The organism is Agromyces sp. PvR057, assembly GCF_040547485.1.
Classification (GTDB): Bacteria; Actinomycetota; Actinomycetes; order Actinomycetales; family Microbacteriaceae; genus Agromyces.
The window spans coordinates 709,213-727,503 of sequence record NZ_JBEPPT010000002.1 but is presented as its reverse complement, the minus strand read 5'-3'; the positions used below and the strand labels follow the sequence as shown (position 1 = coordinate 727,503).

Annotated in this window: 16 protein-coding genes; 4 read left to right on the top strand and 12 right to left on the bottom strand. The window is 72.0% G+C overall.

Annotated elements, in window-relative coordinates:
* Positions 1-113 precede the first annotated feature (113 nt).
* From ABIC29_RS12565 to ABIC29_RS12550, 4 genes are read right to left on the bottom strand one after another with little or no spacing between them, the layout of a single operon-like run.
* Positions 114-1,130, bottom strand: coding sequence for a DUF8320 family protein (locus ABIC29_RS12565; RefSeq protein WP_116083363.1), 1,017 nt, complete (start codon positions 1,128-1,130; stop codon positions 114-116).
* Positions 1,127-2,326 carry a sensor histidine kinase gene (locus ABIC29_RS12560; protein ID WP_147309183.1) on the bottom strand — a complete coding sequence of 400 codons (1,200 nt, stop codon included), beginning with the start codon at positions 2,324-2,326 and terminating at the stop codon, positions 1,127-1,129. Before ABIC29_RS12560 ends, ABIC29_RS12565 begins: the two co-directional genes overlap by 4 nt.
* Positions 2,327-2,348: 22 nt before the next feature.
* Entirely contained in the window at positions 2,349-3,041 is a 693-nt protein-coding gene (locus tag ABIC29_RS12555; RefSeq protein WP_354245763.1) for a response regulator transcription factor, read from the bottom strand.
* 24 nt (positions 3,042-3,065) lie between these two features.
* Positions 3,066-4,505: a class I SAM-dependent RNA methyltransferase gene (locus ABIC29_RS12550; RefSeq protein WP_354245761.1), complete on the bottom strand. Its 1,440-nt coding sequence runs from the start codon at positions 4,503-4,505 to the stop codon at positions 3,066-3,068.
* Between the two features lie 45 nt (positions 4,506-4,550).
* Between ABIC29_RS12550 and ABIC29_RS12545 the strand changes: the two genes are divergently transcribed.
* Positions 4,551-5,192 carry a Maf family protein gene (locus ABIC29_RS12545; RefSeq protein WP_116083373.1) on the top strand — a complete coding sequence of 214 codons (642 nt, stop codon included), beginning with the start codon at positions 4,551-4,553 and terminating at the stop codon, positions 5,190-5,192.
* A 96-nt stretch (positions 5,193-5,288) separates the two neighbouring features.
* The gene (locus ABIC29_RS12540) at positions 5,289-7,067 is read left to right on the top strand and encodes an acetyl/propionyl/methylcrotonyl-CoA carboxylase subunit alpha (RefSeq protein ID WP_116083376.1); all 1,779 of its coding nucleotides are present in this window, start codon (positions 5,289-5,291) and stop codon (positions 7,065-7,067) included.
* An 85-nt stretch (positions 7,068-7,152) separates the two neighbouring features.
* Here the strand turns inward: ABIC29_RS12540 and ABIC29_RS12535 are convergent, their stop codons facing one another.
* From ABIC29_RS12535 to ABIC29_RS12525, 3 genes are all read right to left on the bottom strand, one after another.
* Positions 7,153-8,577 (bottom strand): flavin monoamine oxidase family protein, encoded by a 1,425-nt coding sequence (locus ABIC29_RS12535; protein WP_354245757.1) that lies wholly within the window; start codon positions 8,575-8,577, stop codon positions 7,153-7,155.
* A 198-nt stretch (positions 8,578-8,775) separates the two neighbouring features.
* Positions 8,776-10,293 carry an APC family permease gene (locus tag ABIC29_RS12530; RefSeq protein ID WP_116083381.1) on the bottom strand — a complete coding sequence of 506 codons (1,518 nt, stop codon included), beginning with the start codon at positions 10,291-10,293 and terminating at the stop codon, positions 8,776-8,778.
* A gap of 43 nt (positions 10,294-10,336) precedes the next feature.
* Positions 10,337-11,767 carry an NAD(P)H-quinone dehydrogenase gene (locus ABIC29_RS12525; RefSeq protein WP_354245754.1) on the bottom strand — a complete coding sequence of 477 codons (1,431 nt, stop codon included), beginning with the start codon at positions 11,765-11,767 and terminating at the stop codon, positions 10,337-10,339.
* A gap of 85 nt (positions 11,768-11,852) precedes the next feature.
* On the opposite strand from ABIC29_RS12525, the gene ABIC29_RS12520 reads away from it, so the two are divergent.
* Together ABIC29_RS12520 and ABIC29_RS12515 are read left to right on the top strand one after the other, a co-directional pair.
* The gene (locus ABIC29_RS12520) at positions 11,853-12,680 is read left to right on the top strand and encodes a purine-nucleoside phosphorylase (RefSeq protein WP_116083386.1); all 828 of its coding nucleotides are present in this window, start codon (positions 11,853-11,855) and stop codon (positions 12,678-12,680) included.
* A 9-nt stretch (positions 12,681-12,689) separates the two neighbouring features.
* Complete coding sequence (locus ABIC29_RS12515; protein WP_116083388.1) at positions 12,690-14,423, top strand: phospho-sugar mutase; 1,734 nt, start codon at positions 12,690-12,692, stop codon at positions 14,421-14,423.
* Positions 14,424-14,497: 74 nt separating this feature from the next.
* On the opposite strand, the gene ABIC29_RS12510 is transcribed toward ABIC29_RS12515, so the two are convergent.
* The 5 genes from ABIC29_RS12510 to ABIC29_RS12490 form a co-directional block, all read right to left on the bottom strand.
* Positions 14,498-14,782, bottom strand: a complete 285-nt coding sequence (locus ABIC29_RS12510) for a PTS sugar transporter subunit IIB (RefSeq protein ID WP_116083391.1) — start codon at positions 14,780-14,782, stop codon at positions 14,498-14,500.
* Positions 14,779-15,261 (bottom strand): PTS sugar transporter subunit IIA, encoded by a 483-nt coding sequence (locus ABIC29_RS12505; protein WP_354245749.1) that lies wholly within the window; start codon positions 15,259-15,261, stop codon positions 14,779-14,781. Before ABIC29_RS12505 ends, ABIC29_RS12510 begins: the two co-directional genes overlap by 4 nt.
* Before the next feature lie 98 nt (positions 15,262-15,359).
* Positions 15,360-16,472: an adenosine deaminase gene (locus ABIC29_RS12500; protein WP_116084756.1), complete on the bottom strand. Its 1,113-nt coding sequence runs from the start codon at positions 16,470-16,472 to the stop codon at positions 15,360-15,362.
* Positions 16,473-16,556: 84 nt separating this feature from the next.
* Positions 16,557-17,858: a thymidine phosphorylase gene (locus ABIC29_RS12495; RefSeq protein WP_354245743.1), complete on the bottom strand. Its 1,302-nt coding sequence runs from the start codon at positions 17,856-17,858 to the stop codon at positions 16,557-16,559.
* Entirely contained in the window at positions 17,855-18,274 is a 420-nt protein-coding gene (locus tag ABIC29_RS12490) for a cytidine deaminase (protein WP_116083397.1), read from the bottom strand. The genes ABIC29_RS12495 and ABIC29_RS12490 overlap by 4 nt, the downstream gene beginning before the upstream one ends.
* Positions 18,275-18,291: the final 17 nt, after the last annotated feature.

Below are 18,291 nucleotides of genomic sequence, written 5' to 3'. Positions count from 1 at the left end.
GGCTTGTTGGGGGGTCGACCATCGGTCGGCCCCCCACCTTCATGTCCGGGGCGGGTCGATCGGCGCCGGTCGATGGCCCCGGGATCCCGGGCGGCCGCCGATCGCGCTGCGTGCTAGGTCAGGATCCGACGCGGGATCTCGAGCCACACCTCGACGTCGAGGTCCTCGGGGTCGACCGCGGGCACCCCGGGCTCCGGCTCGACGAGGCCGACCACGGTCACCGCCGCCGCCGACGTGTCCGCGGCCGTGCGCACCACGATCCGGTCGGCCTTCGACCCGGCGATCGCCTCCGCGAGCCGGGCGAGCACGCGCTCGCGCTGCTCGGCGTCGAGGTCGTCGATGCCGCCCTCGTCGAGCAGGGTCACGACGGCGCCGCGCTCCCGCGCCCGCTGCACCTGCAGGCGCACGTCGTCGGTGAGCAGCATCCGCCCGCGGATCTCGTCGCGGATCGCCGCCTCGAGCATGCGGCACTCACGGCGCTGCGGCTCGGTGAGCACCCCGCCTCGGTCGGCGATGCGCCGCAGCATGGGCGCGGCGATGCGGTTGGTCTGCACCAGTCGCGCCTGGCCGACGAAGAGGTGCGCGTCCTGCGCCGCCTGCCACTCGGCCGCCTCGCGCTCGGCGTGGGCGTAGCGCCGAGCCTCGCGCGCCGCCGTGCCGAGCGCCGCCGAGAGCATGTGCGCGATCGCGACCCACGCGATGCTGCCGATCACGCCCAGCGTGCCGAGCGCCAGCGGACCGGCCCAGAAGACCGTCTGCACCGCGAGCGCGATGACGCCGAGCCAGGCGGCGGTCAGCTGTCGACGTGCCGCCGCGATCGTCATGAGCGTGCCGACGGCGGCGACGTACCAGGTGGCGTAGCCGTTCGCGTTCTCGGGATCGAGCTGGCTGGTCACGAGCAGCGGCAGCACGATGCAGACCGCGAGGTCGAAGGCGGCGAGCCAGTCGGGCATCCGCACCCTCGACCCGACCGACAGGCTCGCGATCGTGGCGGCGACGTAGAGCACGAGCGCGACGATCGTCGGCCATGGCGACGCGGGAACGTTCAGCGTCGAGAGCGCGAGCGCCACGTGGTACGCCGAGAAGAGCGCGGCGAGCCCGAGCAGGAGCCAGCGGGGAATCGCGATCATGGCCGCGCCTCCATGCCGGCCGGCCAGACGAGCGACACCGTGGTGCCGAGTCCTGGGGTGGAGTCGATGGCAGCCGCGCCGCCGACGTTCGCCATGCGCTCGATCACCGAGACGCGAACCCCGAGGCGCTCAGAGGGCACGTCCGAGACGTCGAAGCCGATGCCGTTGTCGGAGACCTCGATCACGCACCCGCCCGTGCGGATGCCGCGCACCCTGAGCTCCCGTCGAACGGTGCGGCCGGGTTCGTCGGCGTGCTGCATGCTGTTGACCATCGCCTGGACGGCCGCCGCGTACAGGGCCTCTCCCGCGTCGGAGGGCAGTTCGACGCCGCCCGTGTTCACCACGCGCACCGTGAACGGCGCCGCGAACGACGCGAGCGCGGCGCGGAGCCGCCGCACGAGCACCGGAAGCCGCATGCGGTCGTCGGCGGCGGGCTGCGCGGCTCCGGCCTCGTCGAGCCGATGCATCGCGTCGCGCGCCATGCGGGCCGCGAGCGCCTGCTCGTCGTGCGAGCCGGCGGCCGCGGCCGAGAGCAGCGTCGTGAGGACGCTGTCGTGCACGAGGGCGTCGACCTTCGCGCGCTCGATCTCGGTGGCATGCAGGCGCACCGCGTGCTCGTAGCGCTGCAGGGCGGCCTCCTGCGCGACGTCGACGGCCTTGGCGGCGTTGCGCAGCATGGTCACGATGATGAGCACCACCACGCCGAGGATCACGGCGTACATGGCGTCGAGCAGGGCGACGAGCGGCGACGCCGAGCCGCCGGTCGGCAGCAGGCGCACGACGCCGTACATGGCCGGGACGAGCACCGTGTACACCGCCGCCCACGGCATCGGCAGGGCGACGACCGCGGCCGTCGTCGCCACGGTGCAGAGGTAGTAGAGCCACGGCGGCGCCGACGAGACGATCGAGACGTCGTCGACGATGAACGGCCAGACGACGATCGAGGCGGCGTAGAGCAGGGCGAAGGTGAGCGCCGCGCTGCGGACGGCCGTGCCCGTGAGCGCCGCGAGGCCGATCGCGAGGATCGCGCCGTAGAGGAAGGCGATCATCGCCGCCCCGGCGCCGGGGCGCAGGCCCGCGGTCTGGTCGAGCGCGAGCGCGAGCGCCTGCAGGCCGAAGACGGCCCCGAAGATGCCGAGGGCACGGCTCGCGACGATCTCGACCTGCTCGCGGGTCACCGCCGTCCGGCGCCGCACCACCGCACGTGATGCGCGCTCCTCAGCGGCGGGCATCCCCGCCGTCACCATCGAGCCCCGGGAGGATGCCGTCTTCCACCGCGCGTCGCAGCAGGTCGACCTTGGTCGGTGCTGGTCGTCCGACCTCGACGTACTTCGCGCGGATGCGGTCGAGGTACTCGCGGGCCGTCGAATGCGCGATGCCCAGCTGGGTGGCCACGAGCTTCAGCGGCAGGCCGGAGGCGTAGAGGTGCAGCACGTCGTGCTCGCGCCGCCCGAGCTGCGCCTTCGCGAAGTCGCGATCGGCCTCGATGGCGCTCGCCCACTCGACGTTGGTGAGCGCCTCGCCCCGAGCGACGGTCGCGATGGCCGCGATGACGGACGCCATGGGCGAGGCCTTCGGGATGACGCCGGCCGCCCCCGCGGCGAGCGCCTGGCGAACCGCGGCGACCCGATCGGCGATGCTGTGCACGAGCACCGCGCTGCCGGTCGCGAGGACGCTCCGCACGTTGTCGGTGACGCTCGACCCGTCGCCGAGCGAGAGGTCGAGGACGACGACGTCGCACCGCCCGCCGTCACGCGCGGCGAGGGCCGCCAGCAGGGTCGGCACGTCGGCGGTCTCGGCGACCACGTCGTACCCCGCGTCGCGGCATGCCGCCCGCAGTCCGAGGCGGACCGCCTCGTGGTCGTCGACGATCGCGACCGTCGCCTGCCCTCCCTGTGCTGCATCCGACAACGGAGCCCCCTTCTGACCGGTCAGTCACACGATAGCGGCCAGCCGCGCCACCGCCTCGACGTGATGCGTGTTCGGGAAGAGATCGAACGCGCGCAGTTCTTCGAGCTCGTAGCCGTGCGCCCGCAGCAGGCCGATGTCCCGGGCCAGCGCGACGGGGTCGCACGCCACGTACACGAGCTGGCGCGGACGCAGCGCCGCGAGCCGATCGACGACCTCGCGACCGGCGCCCGACCGCGGCGGGTCGAGCACCACGGTCGCGTCGCGCAGCCTGGCACGTTCGCCTTGGCCCGCATCGGCCTCGAGCGAGGCGAGGTACCGGTCGACCCTCGCCGTCACGGCGCGCGCTCCGACCCACTCCGCCAGGTTGTCGCCGGCGTGCATCGTCGCGCGCTCGTCGGACTCGACGCTCGTGATGCGCACCGTCTCGCCGAACCGGTCGCCGATGGCCGCGGCGAGCAGCCCCACGCCGCCGTAGAGGTCGAGGTTCGCGGCGCGCGGGTCGAAGCGGTCGGGGTCCACGAGGTCCTGCACTGCCTTCGAGAGCGTCGCCGCGGCGCCGCGGTGCACCTGCCAGAACCCGTCGCGGTCGACGGAGAACGTGCGGTCGCCGACCACCTCGGTGGTCACCGGGCGCTGGCCCCGCGGCATCCGCTCGCGCTCGTCGGTCACGATCACCTGCGCGTCGGCACCGCTCGGGGCGACGAGGTCGATCGTGCGCGCGCCCTCGAACCGCTCCGCGAGCGGTGCGAGCGCGGCCAGCTCGTCGACGGCGAGGGGCAGGGATGCCACGGGCACGACCGTGTGGCTCCTGGCGGCGTACGGGCCGACCGTGCCGTCCTCGGCGACCTGCAGCCGAACGCGCGCGCGCCACCCCGTGCCGTCGGGTCGCACGCCGGGAGCCAGCGCCGGATCGACGGCCAGCACCTCGACCTCGCGCTCGACCCCGCCCATGCGGCGCAGCGCGTCGGCGAGCACCTCGGCCTTCAGCGCTCGCTGGCGCTCGGGCGCGATGTGCCCGAACTCCGCACCGCCCGCACGGCGCTCCGGCGCACGATCGACGCCCGCCTCGGCCCACACGTGCGCCTGCCGGTCGGCCGACGCGTCGAGCACCTCGAGCGCGTCGGCGCGCCAGAAGCGCGTGTGCGCGGCATCCGTCACCCTGGCCATGACCCGCTCGCCCGGGATCGCGTCGGCGACGAACACGACGCGACCCTCGTGATGGGCGACCGCGACACCGCCGTGGGCGATGCGCTCGACGTCGAGCTCGAGCACCGGGCCGTCGGTGGCCACCGGCGTCGATGGCCGACGGCCGCGGTTCGCGCGCCCGGTCGGTGCCTGCTCGGGGCGGGACTCGCTGCGGCGGGACTGGGCCTTCGCCGTGCGGCCTCCGCGGCGGGCGGAGGAGGGGCGATCGGAGTTCGCGCGATCGGAGTTCGAGCGGTCGGGGCGTTGCGGTCGGGGCATGCATCGAGCATTCCACAGCGCGCCTGTGAGCGGCAGGATGGTGGCATGCGCCTCTACCTCGCCTCGACGTCGCCCGCCCGCCTGCAGACGCTCCGCGCGGCCGGCATCGAGCCGATCGCGATCTCGCCGGGCGTCGACGAGGAGGCCCTGGTCTCGAGCCTCGAGGCCGAGGCCGGGCACGCCCTCGCCGCACCCGAGATGGTGCAGGTGCTCGCGCAGGCCAAGGCCGAGGCCGTCGTCGGACGCCGGGTCGACGGCGAGCCCATCGACGGGCTCATCCTCGGCGGCGACTCGGCGTTCCTCGTCGGGGGGCGCATCCATGGCAAGCCGCACCTGCCGGAGGTGGCGAAGGCGCGCTGGCTCGAGCAGAACGGCGCGCACGGCGACCTGTGGTCCGGGCACTGGCTCATCGACCACCGCGGCGGCCGCGTCCACGGCGCGGTCGGGCGGGCGGATGTCGCGACGGTGCGGTTCGCCGCGCTCGACGAGGCCGAGATCGACGCCTACATCGCGACCGGCGAGCCGCTGCTCGTCGCCGGGGCGTTCACGGTCGACAGCCTGGGCGGACCGTTCATCCGGCGGGTCGAGGGGGACCCGTCGACGGTCGTCGGGCTCTCGCTCTCGACGCTCCGCGACCTCGTGCGCGAGCTCGGAGCCGACTGGACCGCGCTCTGGAATCGCGGCTGATCGCCCCCGGGCTTTGTCGACACCCGAAAGGGTCGAGCCCCTTTCTTGTGGACTCGACCCAAAGGCAATGCAACGCAGTTGAATAGGCTGAAAGGCATGCCGCGTATCACGAAGGTCCTCATCGCCAACCGCGGCGAGATCGCCGTCCGCATCATCCGCGCCGCCCGCGACGCCGGACTCGGGTCTGTCGCGATCTACGCCGACCAGGACCGCGACGCCAGGCACGCGAAGCTCGCCGACGAGGCCTACGCCCTCGAGGGCACCACGAGCGCCGAGACCTACCTCGTCATCGACAAGATCCTCTCGATCGCGCGCCGCTCCGGCGCCGACGCCGTGCACCCCGGCTACGGCTTCCTCGCCGAGAACCCCGACTTCGCCCGTGCCGTCATCGCTGCGGGCCTCACCTGGATCGGCCCGTCGCCCGAGGCCATCGAGCGCCTCGGCGACAAGGTCTCCGCACGCCACGTCGCCGAGAAGGTCGGGGCCCCGCTCGCACCCGGAACCCTGAACCCGGTGGCCGATGCGTCCGAGGTGCTCGAGTTCGTCGACGTGCACGGGCTGCCCGTGGCCATCAAGGCCGCGTTCGGCGGCGGCGGTCGCGGCCTCAAGGTCGCCCGCACCCGCGAAGAGGTGCCCGAGCTGTTCGAGTCGGCCACGCGCGAGGCCGTCGCGGCCTTCGGCCGCGGCGAGTGCTTCGTCGAGAAGTACCTCGACAAGCCGCGCCACGTCGAGACCCAGTGCCTCGCCGACGAGCACGGCAACGTCGTCGTCATCTCGACGCGCGACTGCTCGCTGCAGCGCCGCCACCAGAAGCTCGTCGAGGAGGCCCCCGCGCCGTTCCTCACCGAGGCGCAGACCACCGCACTCTACGAGTCCTCCAAGGCCATCCTGAAGGAGGTCGGCTACGTCGGTGCCGGCACCTGCGAGTTCCTCATCGGCCAGGACGGCACCGTTTCCTTCCTCGAGGTCAACACGCGCCTCCAGGTCGAGCACCCCGTGTCCGAGGAGGTCACGGGCATCGACCTCGTGCGCGAGCAGTTCCGCCTCGCCGAGGGCGGCGTGCTCGACTACGCCGACCCGGTCGCCGTCGGCCACTCCATCGAGTTCCGCATCAACGGCGAGGACCCTGGGCGCGGCTTCCTCCCGGCCCCCGGTCCCGTGCACCAATTGCGCTTCCCCGGCGGCCCCGGCATCCGCATCGACTCGGGCGTCACGAGCGGCGACGAGATCTCGGGCGCGTTCGACTCGCTGCTCGCCAAGCTCATCGTGACCGGCTCGACCCGCACGGACGCGATCGAGCGCGCTCGCCGCGCCCTCGACGAGTTCGAGGTCATCGGCCTGCCCACGGTGCTGCCGTTCCACCGCGACATCGTGCGCAACGAGGCGTTCGCACCGGCGGGCGACGAGCCCTTCTCGGTGTACACCCGCTGGATCGAGACCGAGTACGACAACCAGCTCGAGCCGTGGTCGGGCGAGCTCGCGGCACCCACCGCGGCCACCGCCCGCACGAGCCTCGTCGTCGAGGTCGGCGGCCGCCGCATCGGCGTCACCCTGCCGGCCAAGCTCGCCGGCGGCACCTCCGCGTCGCCCACCGCAGGCGCCGCGCCCCGCCGCCGCAGCACGTCGCACGTGGCCGACACCGCGACGGGCGACGCCGTGAAGGCTCCCATGCAGGCGACCGTCGTCAAGGTGGCCGTCGCCGAGGGCGACAAGGTCGTCAAGGGCGACCTCGTGCTCGTGCTCGAGGCCATGAAGATGGAGCAGCCGATCGTCGCCCACAAGGACGGCGTCGTCGGGCTCGTCAACGCCGAGCCCGGAGCGACCGTCTCGAGCGGGCACCTCCTGCTCTCGATCGCCGACGCGCCCGCCGCCTGATTCGGCGCACGCCGGTCGCCCGACCAGCACGCCACGCACCCCCTGCGGGTTCGGCATCGCATGGTGGTCGGTGCCCGGTCCCACGTCAGCGCAGCGCGAGTTCCGCGAGGACGGCGTTCGCGGCCGCGACACCCGAGTTGCGCGACGAGTGGATGGTGCTGGTCACCATGCCCGCCCAGAAGATCGTGCCGTCGATGGGCCCGTTCAGGCCACTGCGTCGTGAGAACGGCCCCGGGTAGGCACCCCGGGCGAACTCGTCCTCGGACCAGTCGTAGGTCGAGGCGTGCACGTACTCCAGACCCTGATCGCCGGCCGCGGTGCGGACGTTGTCGAGCGCGGCCTGGAATCGCTGGACCTCGGGCAGGTCGAGGAGTGCCTGAGCCCGTGCGCCCGTCATCCACGCGACGACGACCTCGCCGGCGTAGCCCGGGGTTCCGACGGAGCCGTTCCAGAGGCTGGGCGGGTTCTTCGAGAACGTCGTCATGACGTCCCAGGAGCGCGGCACCGGGTGCCCGGCGGGAAGCACCGGCTGGGCGAACTCGAGGATGCCTTTGAACACCGGCAGGTACTCGATCGCCTGGAAGGCATCACGTCGGTCGGCCGGAAGGGGCGGATCGAAGGCGACGTCACCGTTCTTCAGGACGCCGCCGGGCAGCGCGACCACGAGCGACTTCGCCTTGAACGAGCCGAGGGTCGAGTGCACGTCGACGCGGCCGCGACGATGCTCCACGGTGTGCACGCGGGCTCCGCGCACCAGTGCGAGTCCGGCGGCGAGCGGCTGCAGCACCTGGTCGTAGCCCCCGATCACCCGGTAGTCCCCGTACTCCTCGGGCGGGAACGGTCCCGAGAGATCCTGCACCGCCAGCGCGTCGGCGACCGTCCCGACGACGTGATCCGCCGGAAGCACGTCGAACTGCTCGGTGTCGACCTCGAGCGCGGCGAGCAGGATCGGGTAGTTGTCGGGGGCGATGCCCACGCGTTCCAGCCAGGACAGGGCCGTCTCCCCTTCGAGCGGATCGGGAAGCCCGTTCGGGAGCGACGGTGCGCCGAGGGGGAAGTGCAGCGATTCGAAGGTGGAGCCGTCGACCCAGGGCGAGTCAGGGCGGAGACGCCCGAACACGGTTGTCTGCCGCCGCGTCGAGAGACCGAGCCGATCGATGAGATCCCAGGTCGAGACGGTGGTGCCGTGCACGAGCTCGGCGCCGCGCTCGATCGGGATGGACATCGACGTGCGATCCGTCCACATCCGACCGCCGATGCGGTCCCGGGCTTCGAGGACGAGCACCCGCTTGCCGGCGTCGGCGAGGACTCGGGCCGCCCCGAGTCCCGAGGCACCCGCCCCGATCACGATGGTGTCCCACATCCGGTTGTACGAGCCTGGGAGGCCCCCGCCGGGCCGCGCTCCGGCGGTGAGGAGCAGCGCGGCGGCCCCCGCCGCAGCGAAGCCGAGGACAGTGCGCCGGGCGACTCCCTGCGCGTGGTTGGGGGTCGAGTCGTCGTGATCGTACATCGTGCCTCCTGGAACGTCGTCGTCTGGGGTGGCCGTCGGCAGGTCGCGAACCGCGGGACTGCCGACGAACGGATGCTGCACTCGGACAGTACTGCGCGCATCGACTCCAGCGCAACAGTGTTGACAACGTTGTTGCGCAGAATGGTCGACGATGTTCGGGGCGCCAGCCCCCGCCCGCCCCGGGGCGAACTGCGACGATCAGCGGTTCTGCGGCGGTTCCGCGCCCTGCGGGCTCGGCAGCTCGACCTCGCTCACGCCGCCGGCGAGCCGTGAGCGACGCCGGCCGTAGAGCAGGTAGATCACGACGCCGATCACGAGCCAGACGAGGAACCGCACCCAGGTGAGGGTGGTCAGGTTCAGCATGAGCCAGACGCAGAGCACCGCCGAGAGGATCGGCAGCACCGGCGACCACGGCACCCGGAACCCCCTGGGCAGGTCCGGTCGGGTGCGCCGGAGCACCACGACGCCGATGCTCACGAGCACGAACGCCGAGAGCGTGCCGATGTTGATCATCTCCTCGAGCAGCCCGACGTCGGTGAACGCGGCGACGAGCGCCACAACCGTGCCGGCGATGATCTGGATGCGCGCGGGCGTCTTCGTGCGCTCCGTCGTCTTCGACAGCCACCGCGGAAGCAGCCCGTCGCGGCTGAGCGCGAAGACGATGCGCGAGAGGCCGAGCAGGATGATCATGATCACCGTCGTGAGTCCCGCGAGGGCGCCGAGCGAGATCACGGCCGAGGCCCAGTCCTGGCCGACGAGGCGGAACGCGGTCGCGAGCGAGGGCGTCTCCTCTTCCGCGAGCTCGGTGTACGAGACCATGCCGGTCATGACGATCGAGACGAGCACGTAGAGCAGGGTCACGATGCCGAGGCCGAGGAAGATGCCGCGCGGCAGCCGCTTCTGCGGTTCGCGCACCTCCTCGGCGCTCGTCGCGACGACGTCGAACCCGATGAACGCGAAGAAGACGAGCGCCGCGGCCGACAGCATGCCGAAGACGCCGTACTGCGCCGGCGCGGCTCCCGTGGCCCACGAGAAGAGCGACTGCGTCCAGACATCCGTGGCACCGCCCTCGGTGGGCACGGCCTCGGGGATGAACGGCGAGAAGTTCGCCGCCTTGACGAAGAAGAAGCCCACGACGATGACGAAGAGCACGATCGCGACCTTGATGATCGTGAACACCGCCCCGATGCGCGCGGTGAGCTTCGTTCCCGCGACGAGCAGCGCCGTGAACACGGCCACGACGAGGAACGCGGGCCAGCTCACCTCGATGCCGCCGAGCTGGAACGTCGCCGGGAACGGCAGCCCGAATGCGAGCAGCGCCTCGCCGAGGTAGACGCCCCAGTACTTGGCGAGCACGGCCGCGGCCGTGAACAGTTCGAGGATGAGGTCCCAGCCGATGATCCACGCGAGCAGCTCGCCCATGGTCGCGTACGTGAACGTGTACGCGCTGCCGGCGACCGGCACGGTCGAGGCGAACTCGGCGTAGCACATGATCGCGAGGCCGCACGTGACGGCCGCGAGGATGAACGAGATGATGACGCTCGGGCCGGCGAAGTTCGCCGCGGCCTGGGCCCCCACCGAGAAGATGCCGGCGCCGACCGCGACGGCGATGCCCATGAGCGCGAGATCCCAGGTGCCGAGCGACCGCTTGAGGCTCCGCTCCTCGTCGTGGGAATCGGCGATCGACGATTCGACGGACTTCACACGCAGGTTCATGTCGTTCCCCCCGAGCTGCGCCGCCCCCGCGACGCTCGTGGGCCTAGCGTACGACGTGCATGGCCCGCGCGGCATCCGTCAGCGAACCGGTCAGCGACGGATAGACCGGGAACGCCTCGGCGAACTGGTCGACCGTGAGCCGGTGCTCGACCGCGAGCGCGAGCGGGAAGATCAGCTCGGACGCCTTGGGTGCGACGATGACGCCGCCGATGATCGACCCCGAGCCGGCCGAGGCGAACAGCTTCACGAACCCGTCGCGGATGCCCATCATCTTCGCGCGCGGGTTCGATGCGAGCGGCAGCTTGTAGACCGTGCCGGGCACGACGCCGTCCTCGATCTCGCGCTGGGTCCAGCCGACCGTCGCGATCTCGGGCTGCGTGAAGATGTTCGAGGTGATGTTGCGTTCTTCGGGCGGGTTCACGATGTCGCCCATCGCGTGGAAGATCGCCGTGCGGCCCTGCATCGAGGCGACCGAGGCGAGCGGCGGGAACGTCGTGCAGTCGCCGGCCGCGTAGATGTTCGGGATCGACGTGCGCGCGACGCGGTTCACCCGGATGTGGCCGCTCTCGGTGAGCTGCACGCCCGCCTCGGCGAGGCCGAGGTCGCTCGTGTTCGGCACCGAGCCCACGGCCATCAGGCAGTGGCTGCCGCGCACCTCGCGCCCGTCGGAGAGCGTGGCGACGACCTCGTCGCCGTCGCGCACGACCGATTCGGCACGGGACGTGTTCAGCACCTTCATGCCGTTGCGCTTGAAGACCTTCTCGATGACGGATGCCGCGTCGGCGTCTTCGCCCGGCAGCACCTGGTCGCGGCTCGAGATGAGCGTCACCTTCGCGCCGAGCGCGCGGTACGCGGACGCGAACTCCGCGCCCGTGACACCGGAGCCGACGACGATGAGGTGCTCGGGCACCTGCTGGAGGTTGTAGAGCTGCGTCCACGTGAGGATGCGGTGGCCGTCGGGCACGGCCGACGGCAGCACGCGCGGTGAGGCGCCGACCGAGAGCACGATCGTGTCGGCTTCGATGCGGTCGAAGTCGGTGCCGCCCTTGGCGGTCGCCACGATGACGGCGTTCGGCCCGTCGAGCCGGCCCTCGCCGTGCACGAGGTGCACGCCGGCGTCGAGCAGGTTGCGGCGCATGTCGTCGGACTGCTGCGCGGCGAGGCCGAGCAGGCGCTTGTTCACCGCGGCGAGGTTGATCGCCACGTTCGGCTTGACGGCCTTCTCGGCGTCGCCCTTGGCGTAGAACTGCACGCCGAGGTCGGCGGCCTCCTTCACCGCGTTCGAGGCCTCGGCGGTCGCGATGAGCGACTTCGACGGCACGACGTCGGTGAGCACGGCCGAGCCGCCGACGCCCGCGCGTTCGATGAGGGTGACCTCGGCTCCGAGCTGGGCTCCGGCGAGCGCTGCCTCGTACCCGCCCGGTCCACCTCCGAGTACCGCGATCCGTTGGGTGCGCTCGAACTCGTAGACCATGCTCATATTCTGCCAGTCGGCACGCCTCGACCGACAAACGAGCAGCGCCCTGCCGCGGCATCCGCCCCCCGCATAGAGTGGTGGGATGACCGAAGCAAACGTGCTCGACGACCCCGCCGCAGATCCCTTCGCCGTCGCAGCCGACGCCGCGGCCCGCATCGCGGAGCTCACCGGGGTCGAACGCCACGACATCGCCCTCACCCTCGGCAGCGGCTGGGGCCGCGCCGCCGAGCTCATCGGCGAGACCACGCACACCCTCGCGGCGACCGACGTGCCCGGCTTCTCGAAGCCCGCACTCGAGGGCCACGTCGGCACCCTGCGCTCGGTGCTGCTGCCGAGCGGCAAGCGCGCCCTCGTGATCGGCGCCCGCACCCACTACTACGAGGACCACGGCGTCCGGCGCGTGGTGCACTCGGTCCGCACCGCGGCGGCCACCGGTGCGACCACGATGATCCTCACCAACGGCGCCGGCGGCATCAAGGAGCACTGGAAGCCCGGCACGCCCGTGCTCATCAGCGACCACATCAACCTCACGGCCGACTCGCCGCTCGAGGGAGCGACGTTCATCGACCTCACCGACCTCTACTCGACGCGGCTGCGCGACCTCGCGCACACGATCGATCCCACGCTCGACGAGGGGGTCTACTGCCAGTTCCGCGGGCCGCACTACGAGACGCCCGCCGAGGTGCAGATGGCGAAGGCCATCGGCGGCCACATCGTGGGCATGTCGACCGCGCTCGAGGCCATCGCCGCCCGTCAGGCCGGCATGGAGGTGCTCGGCATGTCGCTCATCACGAACCTCGCCGCCGGCATCCAGAAGACCCCGTTGAGCCACCAGGAGGTCATCGAGGCCGGCCAGGCCGCCGAGCCCGTCATCTCCTCGCTGCTGGCGAAGATCGTCGCGGAACTCTAGGAGCAGCGGATGTCGCAGCAAGACGCCTCGGCGGCGCCAGCCGTCCCCTCCGACGACGACGCGCGCCGCATCGCCCTCGCCCAGGCGTGGGTGGCCCAGGACCCCGACCCCGAGACGCGCGTCGAACTCCTCGACCTCGTCGCGCGCGTGCAGGGCGGCGACGCCGAGGCGTCCGCCGACCTCGCCGACCGGTTCGACCAGCGGCTCGCGTTCGGCACGGCGGGCCTCCGCGGCGAGATCGCCGCCGGCCCGAACCGCATGAACCGGGTGCTCGTGGCCCAGGCCGCGGCCGGGCTCGCGGCGTTCCTGCTCGAGCGGGCGCCGGGTACGACGCCCTCGGTCGTGATCGGCTACGACGGGCGTCGCAACTCGGCGGTGTTCGCGCGCGACTCCGCCGAGATCCTCGCGGGCGCCGGCCTCCGGGCGATCCTGCTGCCGAGGCTGCTGCCCACGCCGGTGCTCGCGTTCGCGGTGCGCCACCTCGACGTCTCGGCCGGCATCATGGTCACGGCCTCGCACAACCCGCCCAACGACAACGGCTACAAGGTCTACCTCGGCGACACCGACCACGGGTCGCAGATCGTCTCGCCGTCCGACGCCGAGATCGCCGCGCACATCGCCGGCGTTGCTGCGACGGCGCTCGTGACCGACCTGCCGCGCGGCGCGTTCGAGACGGCCGACGAGTCGCTCGTCGACGCCTACGTGCAGGCCACGGCCCACGAGGCCGGATACGCGCCGCCCTCGCAGCCGAAGGTCGTGTACACCGCCATGCACGGTGTCGGGTGGGAGACCACCGCCCGCGTGCTGGCCGAGGCCGGATTCGACGCGCCGGCGCTCGTCGAGGAGCAGATCGAGCCCGACGGCGCGTTCCCGACGGTGTCGTTCCCGAACCCCGAGGAACCGGGCGCGATGGACCTCGCGTTCGCCAGGGCCCGCGAGGTCGGCGCCGAGCTCATCGTCGCGAACGACCCCGATGCCGACCGGCTCGCGATCGCGATCCCCGACCCCTCCGCCGCCGACGGGTACCGCCGCCTCACGGGCAACGAGGTCGGGCTCCTGCTCGGCTGGCGCGCTGCCCGCCGAGCCGCCGACGACTCCGGCGACGGCGCCTCGGACGGCACCCTCGCCTGCTCGATCGTCTCCTCCCCCGGCCTCGAAGCCATCGCCGACGCCTACGACCTCGGGTTCGAGGCGACCCTCACCGGCTTCAAGTGGATCTCGCGCGCGCCCAACCTGATCTTCGGGTTCGAGGAGGCGCTCGGCTACCTCGTGAACCCCGGCACCGTGCGCGACAAGGACGGCATCTCGGCCGCCATCGCGTTCCTGTCGCTCGCAGCCGACCTGCACGCCTCCGGGCGCACGGTCGCCGACCACCTCGACGAGTTCGCCGAGCGGTTCGGATGCCACGACTCGGGCCAGATCTCACTGCGCGTCACCGACCTCAGCCGCATCGGCGCCATCATGGCCCGCCTGCGCGCCGAGCCGCCGGCCGCCGTCGGCGGCATCAGGGTCGAGCGCATCGAGGACCTCTCGCACGGGTTCGGCGCGCTCGCCCCGAGCGACGTGCTGCGCATCATCCTCGAGGGCGGCTCGCGCGTCATGGTGCGACCGAGCGGCACCGAGCCGAAGCTCAAGGTCTACCTCGACGTCGTCGCGCACGAGGGCACCGTCGCCGAGCGCCGTGCCGCGGCATCCGACACCCTCGCGCGCCTCGAGGCGGGCATGCGGGAGCTCACCGCCTGAGCGTCGCGATCGCGCCGGCTCGCCACACGGGTCGGCCCGATCGGGCCCGAGGCCTCAGGCGAGCGAGCGAGGCCTCAGGCGAGCGAGCGCTCGAGCTTCGAGCCGATCTCCTCGACGTCGAAGTAGTTCACGATCTCGATGATCTCTGCGAACGAGCGGCCGAGTGTCGCGCGCACGGCGTCCGCGAGCTCGGTCGAGGTCAGCACGACCTGCGCGTCGGCGGCGGCTTCGGCCACCGAGGCGAGGTCGCTCGCGTCGACGGAGGCCGTGAGCCCGAGGCGGTCGAGGGCGCGCTCGGCGTTGACCTTGAGGATCGCCGAGGTGCCGATGCCCTCGCCGCATACTGCGATGATCTTCATTCGCCCGCGCCTTCGCCCGCGTCGCCCTCGTCGAGCGCCTCGACGCCGAGCAGCGCGCGCACCTCGGCTGCATCGGCCGCACCGGCGAGGCGATCGATGACGCCCAGGTCGTTGAACACGTTCGCGAGCCTGGCGACCGACGCGACGTGCTCCTCGGGGTTCGAGACGGCAAGACCGATGACGACCCGCACGGGGTCGTTGTGCGGGTGCCCGAACTCGACGGGCGTCGCGAGCGTGACGACCGAGAGCCCCTCGCCCAGGACGTCGGGCCCCGGACGGGCGTGCGCCAGCGCGAGGCCGGGCGCGATGACCACGTAGGCGCCGAACTCCTCGATCACGCCGATCATGCGCTCGGTGTACTCGGGTCGGGTCACCTTGGCGCGGGTCAGCGCACGGCCGGACTCGCGGACCGCGGCACGCCAATCGTCGACGTCGGCGCCGAGGACGACCGCCGTGTCTGGCAGGGGCGTCGTGGTCATGAGTGGTGGTTCCGTTTCAGCACGGACTCGCGCGGGGGCTCGAGTGGCGGTCGGGTCGATCTCGGGTCTGAGGCTCCGGCGTGCGCCGCGGCATCCGATCAGGCTTCGTCGAAGCCCTCGCGGATGACCTCCGCGAGCTCGTCGCGGTCGTCGAGCGGCAGGAAGGCGGCGGCGGCGGCGTTGAGCTGGAACGTCTCGAAGTCGTCGAGGTCGTAGCCGAACGCGTCGGCGAGCAGGGCGAGCTCGCGCGTCAGGCTCGTGGCCGACATCAGGCGGTTGTCGGTATTCACCGTGACCCGGAAACCCAGCTGGTACAGCAGGTCGAACGGGTGGTCGATGAGCTCGTCGCCCCATGCCTCGATCGCCCCGGTCTGCAGGTTCGACGACGGGCTCAGCTCGAGGGCGATCTCGCGGTCGCGCACCCACTGCGCGATGGGGCCGAGCGAGACGTAGGTGTTCTCGTCGTCCTGGCGCTCGATCGTGAGGTCTTCGGCGAGGCGGACGCCGTGGCCGAGGCGCAACGCGCGGCCGTCGAACAGGGCGCTGCGGATGGACTCGAGGCCGTCGGCCTCGCCCGCGTGCACCGTGACCGGCAGGTACTGGCCCGCGAGGAAGTCGAACGCCGTGCGGAGACGACCGGCCGGGAACCCGGCCTCGGCACCCGCGATGTCGAAGCCGACGACACCGCGATCACGGTGGCGCACCGCCAGCTCGGCGATCTCGAGCCCGCGGTCGGCGTGCCGCATGGCCGAGACGAGCTGGCCCGTGCGGATGGCGTGGCCGAGGTTGCGCGCGTCGTCGATGCCCTCGTCGAGTCCGGTCTGCACGGCCTCGACGACCTCGTCGAGGCTCAGGCCCCGAGCCAGGTGCTGTTCGGGCGCCCACCGGATCTCTCCGTAGACGACGCCGTCGGCGGCGAGGTCCTGAACGAACTCGCGAGCGACCCTGGTGAGTCCCTCGCGGGTCTGCATGACCGCCGTCGTCAGGTCGAAGGTCTTCAGGTACTCGACGAGCGATCCCGAGTCGGACTTCTCGGCGAACCACGCACCGAGCCCATCGGCGTCGTGGACGGGAACGTCGACGCCAGCGGCGTCGGCGAGCTCGATGATGGTCTGCGGGCGCAGGCCGCCGTCGAGATGGTCGTGCAGCGACACCTTCGGCAATGCCTGGATGTTCGCTCCGTCGCCCTCGAGCCGGTACTCCGTCGGAATCGTGTTCACGAGTCCACGATAGCGGCGAGGCCGCCGGGAAGTCTCGGCAATCTCGAAGCTATGCCTGCGGAGCCCCGCCTCGGATCAGCGCCCGATGCGGTCGGCGATCAGCGGGCCGCCGTCGAGCACGTCCTCGCCGGCGTCGCCGATGCGGTACGCGCCCTCGACGGCGTCGAGCGCCCGGGCGAAGCGCGCGGGCTCGTCGGCCGACAGCGTGAAGAGCGGCTCGCCCTTGCGCACGACGTCGCCGGGCTTCGCGTGCAGGTCGATGCCGGCGGCGTGGTGCACCGGGTCCTCCTTGCGGGCGCGCCCTGCGCCGAGGCGCCAGGCGGCGATGCCGAAGGGCAGCGCGCGCTGCTCGACGAGCACGCCGTCGCGCTCGGCGACCACGGTGTGGGTCTCGCGAGCGACGGGGAGCGCCGCGTCGGGGTCGCCGCCCTGCGCCACCACGAACGCCCGCCAGCTGTCCATGGCCCGGCCGTCGTCGAGTGCCGCCTCGACATCGGCATCGCGCACGCCCGCGAGCTCGAGCATCTCCTGCGCGAGCGCGATCGTGAGCGCCCGCACGTCGGCGGGGCCGCCGCCGGCGAGCACCTCGACCGATTCGCGCACCTCGTTCGCGTTGCCGATCGTGAGCCCGAGGGGCACGTTCATGTTCGTGATCAGGGCGGATGTCGCGACGCCGGCGTCCTCGCCGAGGGCGACCATCGTGCGGGCGAGCTCGCGCGAGCGGTCGATGTCCTGCAGGAACGCGCCGGACCCGAACTTCACGTCGAGCACGAGCGCACCCGTGCCCTCGGCGATCTTCTTCGACATGATCGAGCTCGCGATCAGCGGGATCGCCTCGACCGTGCCCGTGATGTCGCGCAGGGCGTAGAGCTTCTTGTCGGCGGGTGCCAGGCCCGTGCCCGCGGCGCAGATGACGCCGCCGACCTCGCGGAGCTGCGTGAACATCTCCTCGTTCGTCAGGTCGGCGCGCCAGCCAGGGATCGACTCGAGCTTGTCGAGCGTGCCGCCCGTGTGTCCGAGCCCGCGGCCGGAGAGCTGCGGGACCGCCACGCCGAAGCTCGCGACCAACGGCATCAGCGGGAGGGTGATCTTGTCGCCGACGCCGCCGGTGGAGTGCTTGTCGGACGTCGGCTTGCCGAGCCCGCCGAAGTCCATGCGCTCGCCCGATGCGATCATCGCCATCGTGAGGTCGCGGATCTCCCGGCGGCTCATGCCGTTCAGGAAGATCGCCATGGTCATCGCCGACATCTGCTCGTCGGCCACGTAGCCGCGCGTGTACGCGTCGACCAGCCAGTCGATCTCGGGAGTGTCGAGTTCGTGGCCGTCGCGCTTCGCCCTGATCAGGTCGACCGCGTCGAACGCCTCGATGCCGCTCATGCTCCAGCTCCCTTGAATTCCGCGAGCTGCCTCGGACCGAACGCGTCGGGCAGCACCTCGTCGATGGTCTTGATGCCGGAGACGGTCTCGAGCAGCATGCCGTCGGCGGAGTGCTCGTAGAGCAGCTGGCGACAGCGGCCGCACGGCATGAGGACGTTGCCGTGGCCGTCGACGCACGAGAACGCGACGAGGCGGCCCCCGCCCGACATGATGAGCGCGGACACCAGCGAGCACTCCGCGCAGAGCGTCACGCCATATGAGGCGTTCTCGACGTTGCATCCGCTCACGATGCGGCCGTCGTCGACGACGGCCGCGGCTCCCACCGGGAACTCGGAGTACGGGACGTACGCCTTCGCCATGGCCTCCCGTGCGCGCTCGCGAAGATCGGTCCAGTCGATCGCATCCGTTGCGGTCATGGTGCTCCCCCGTTCAT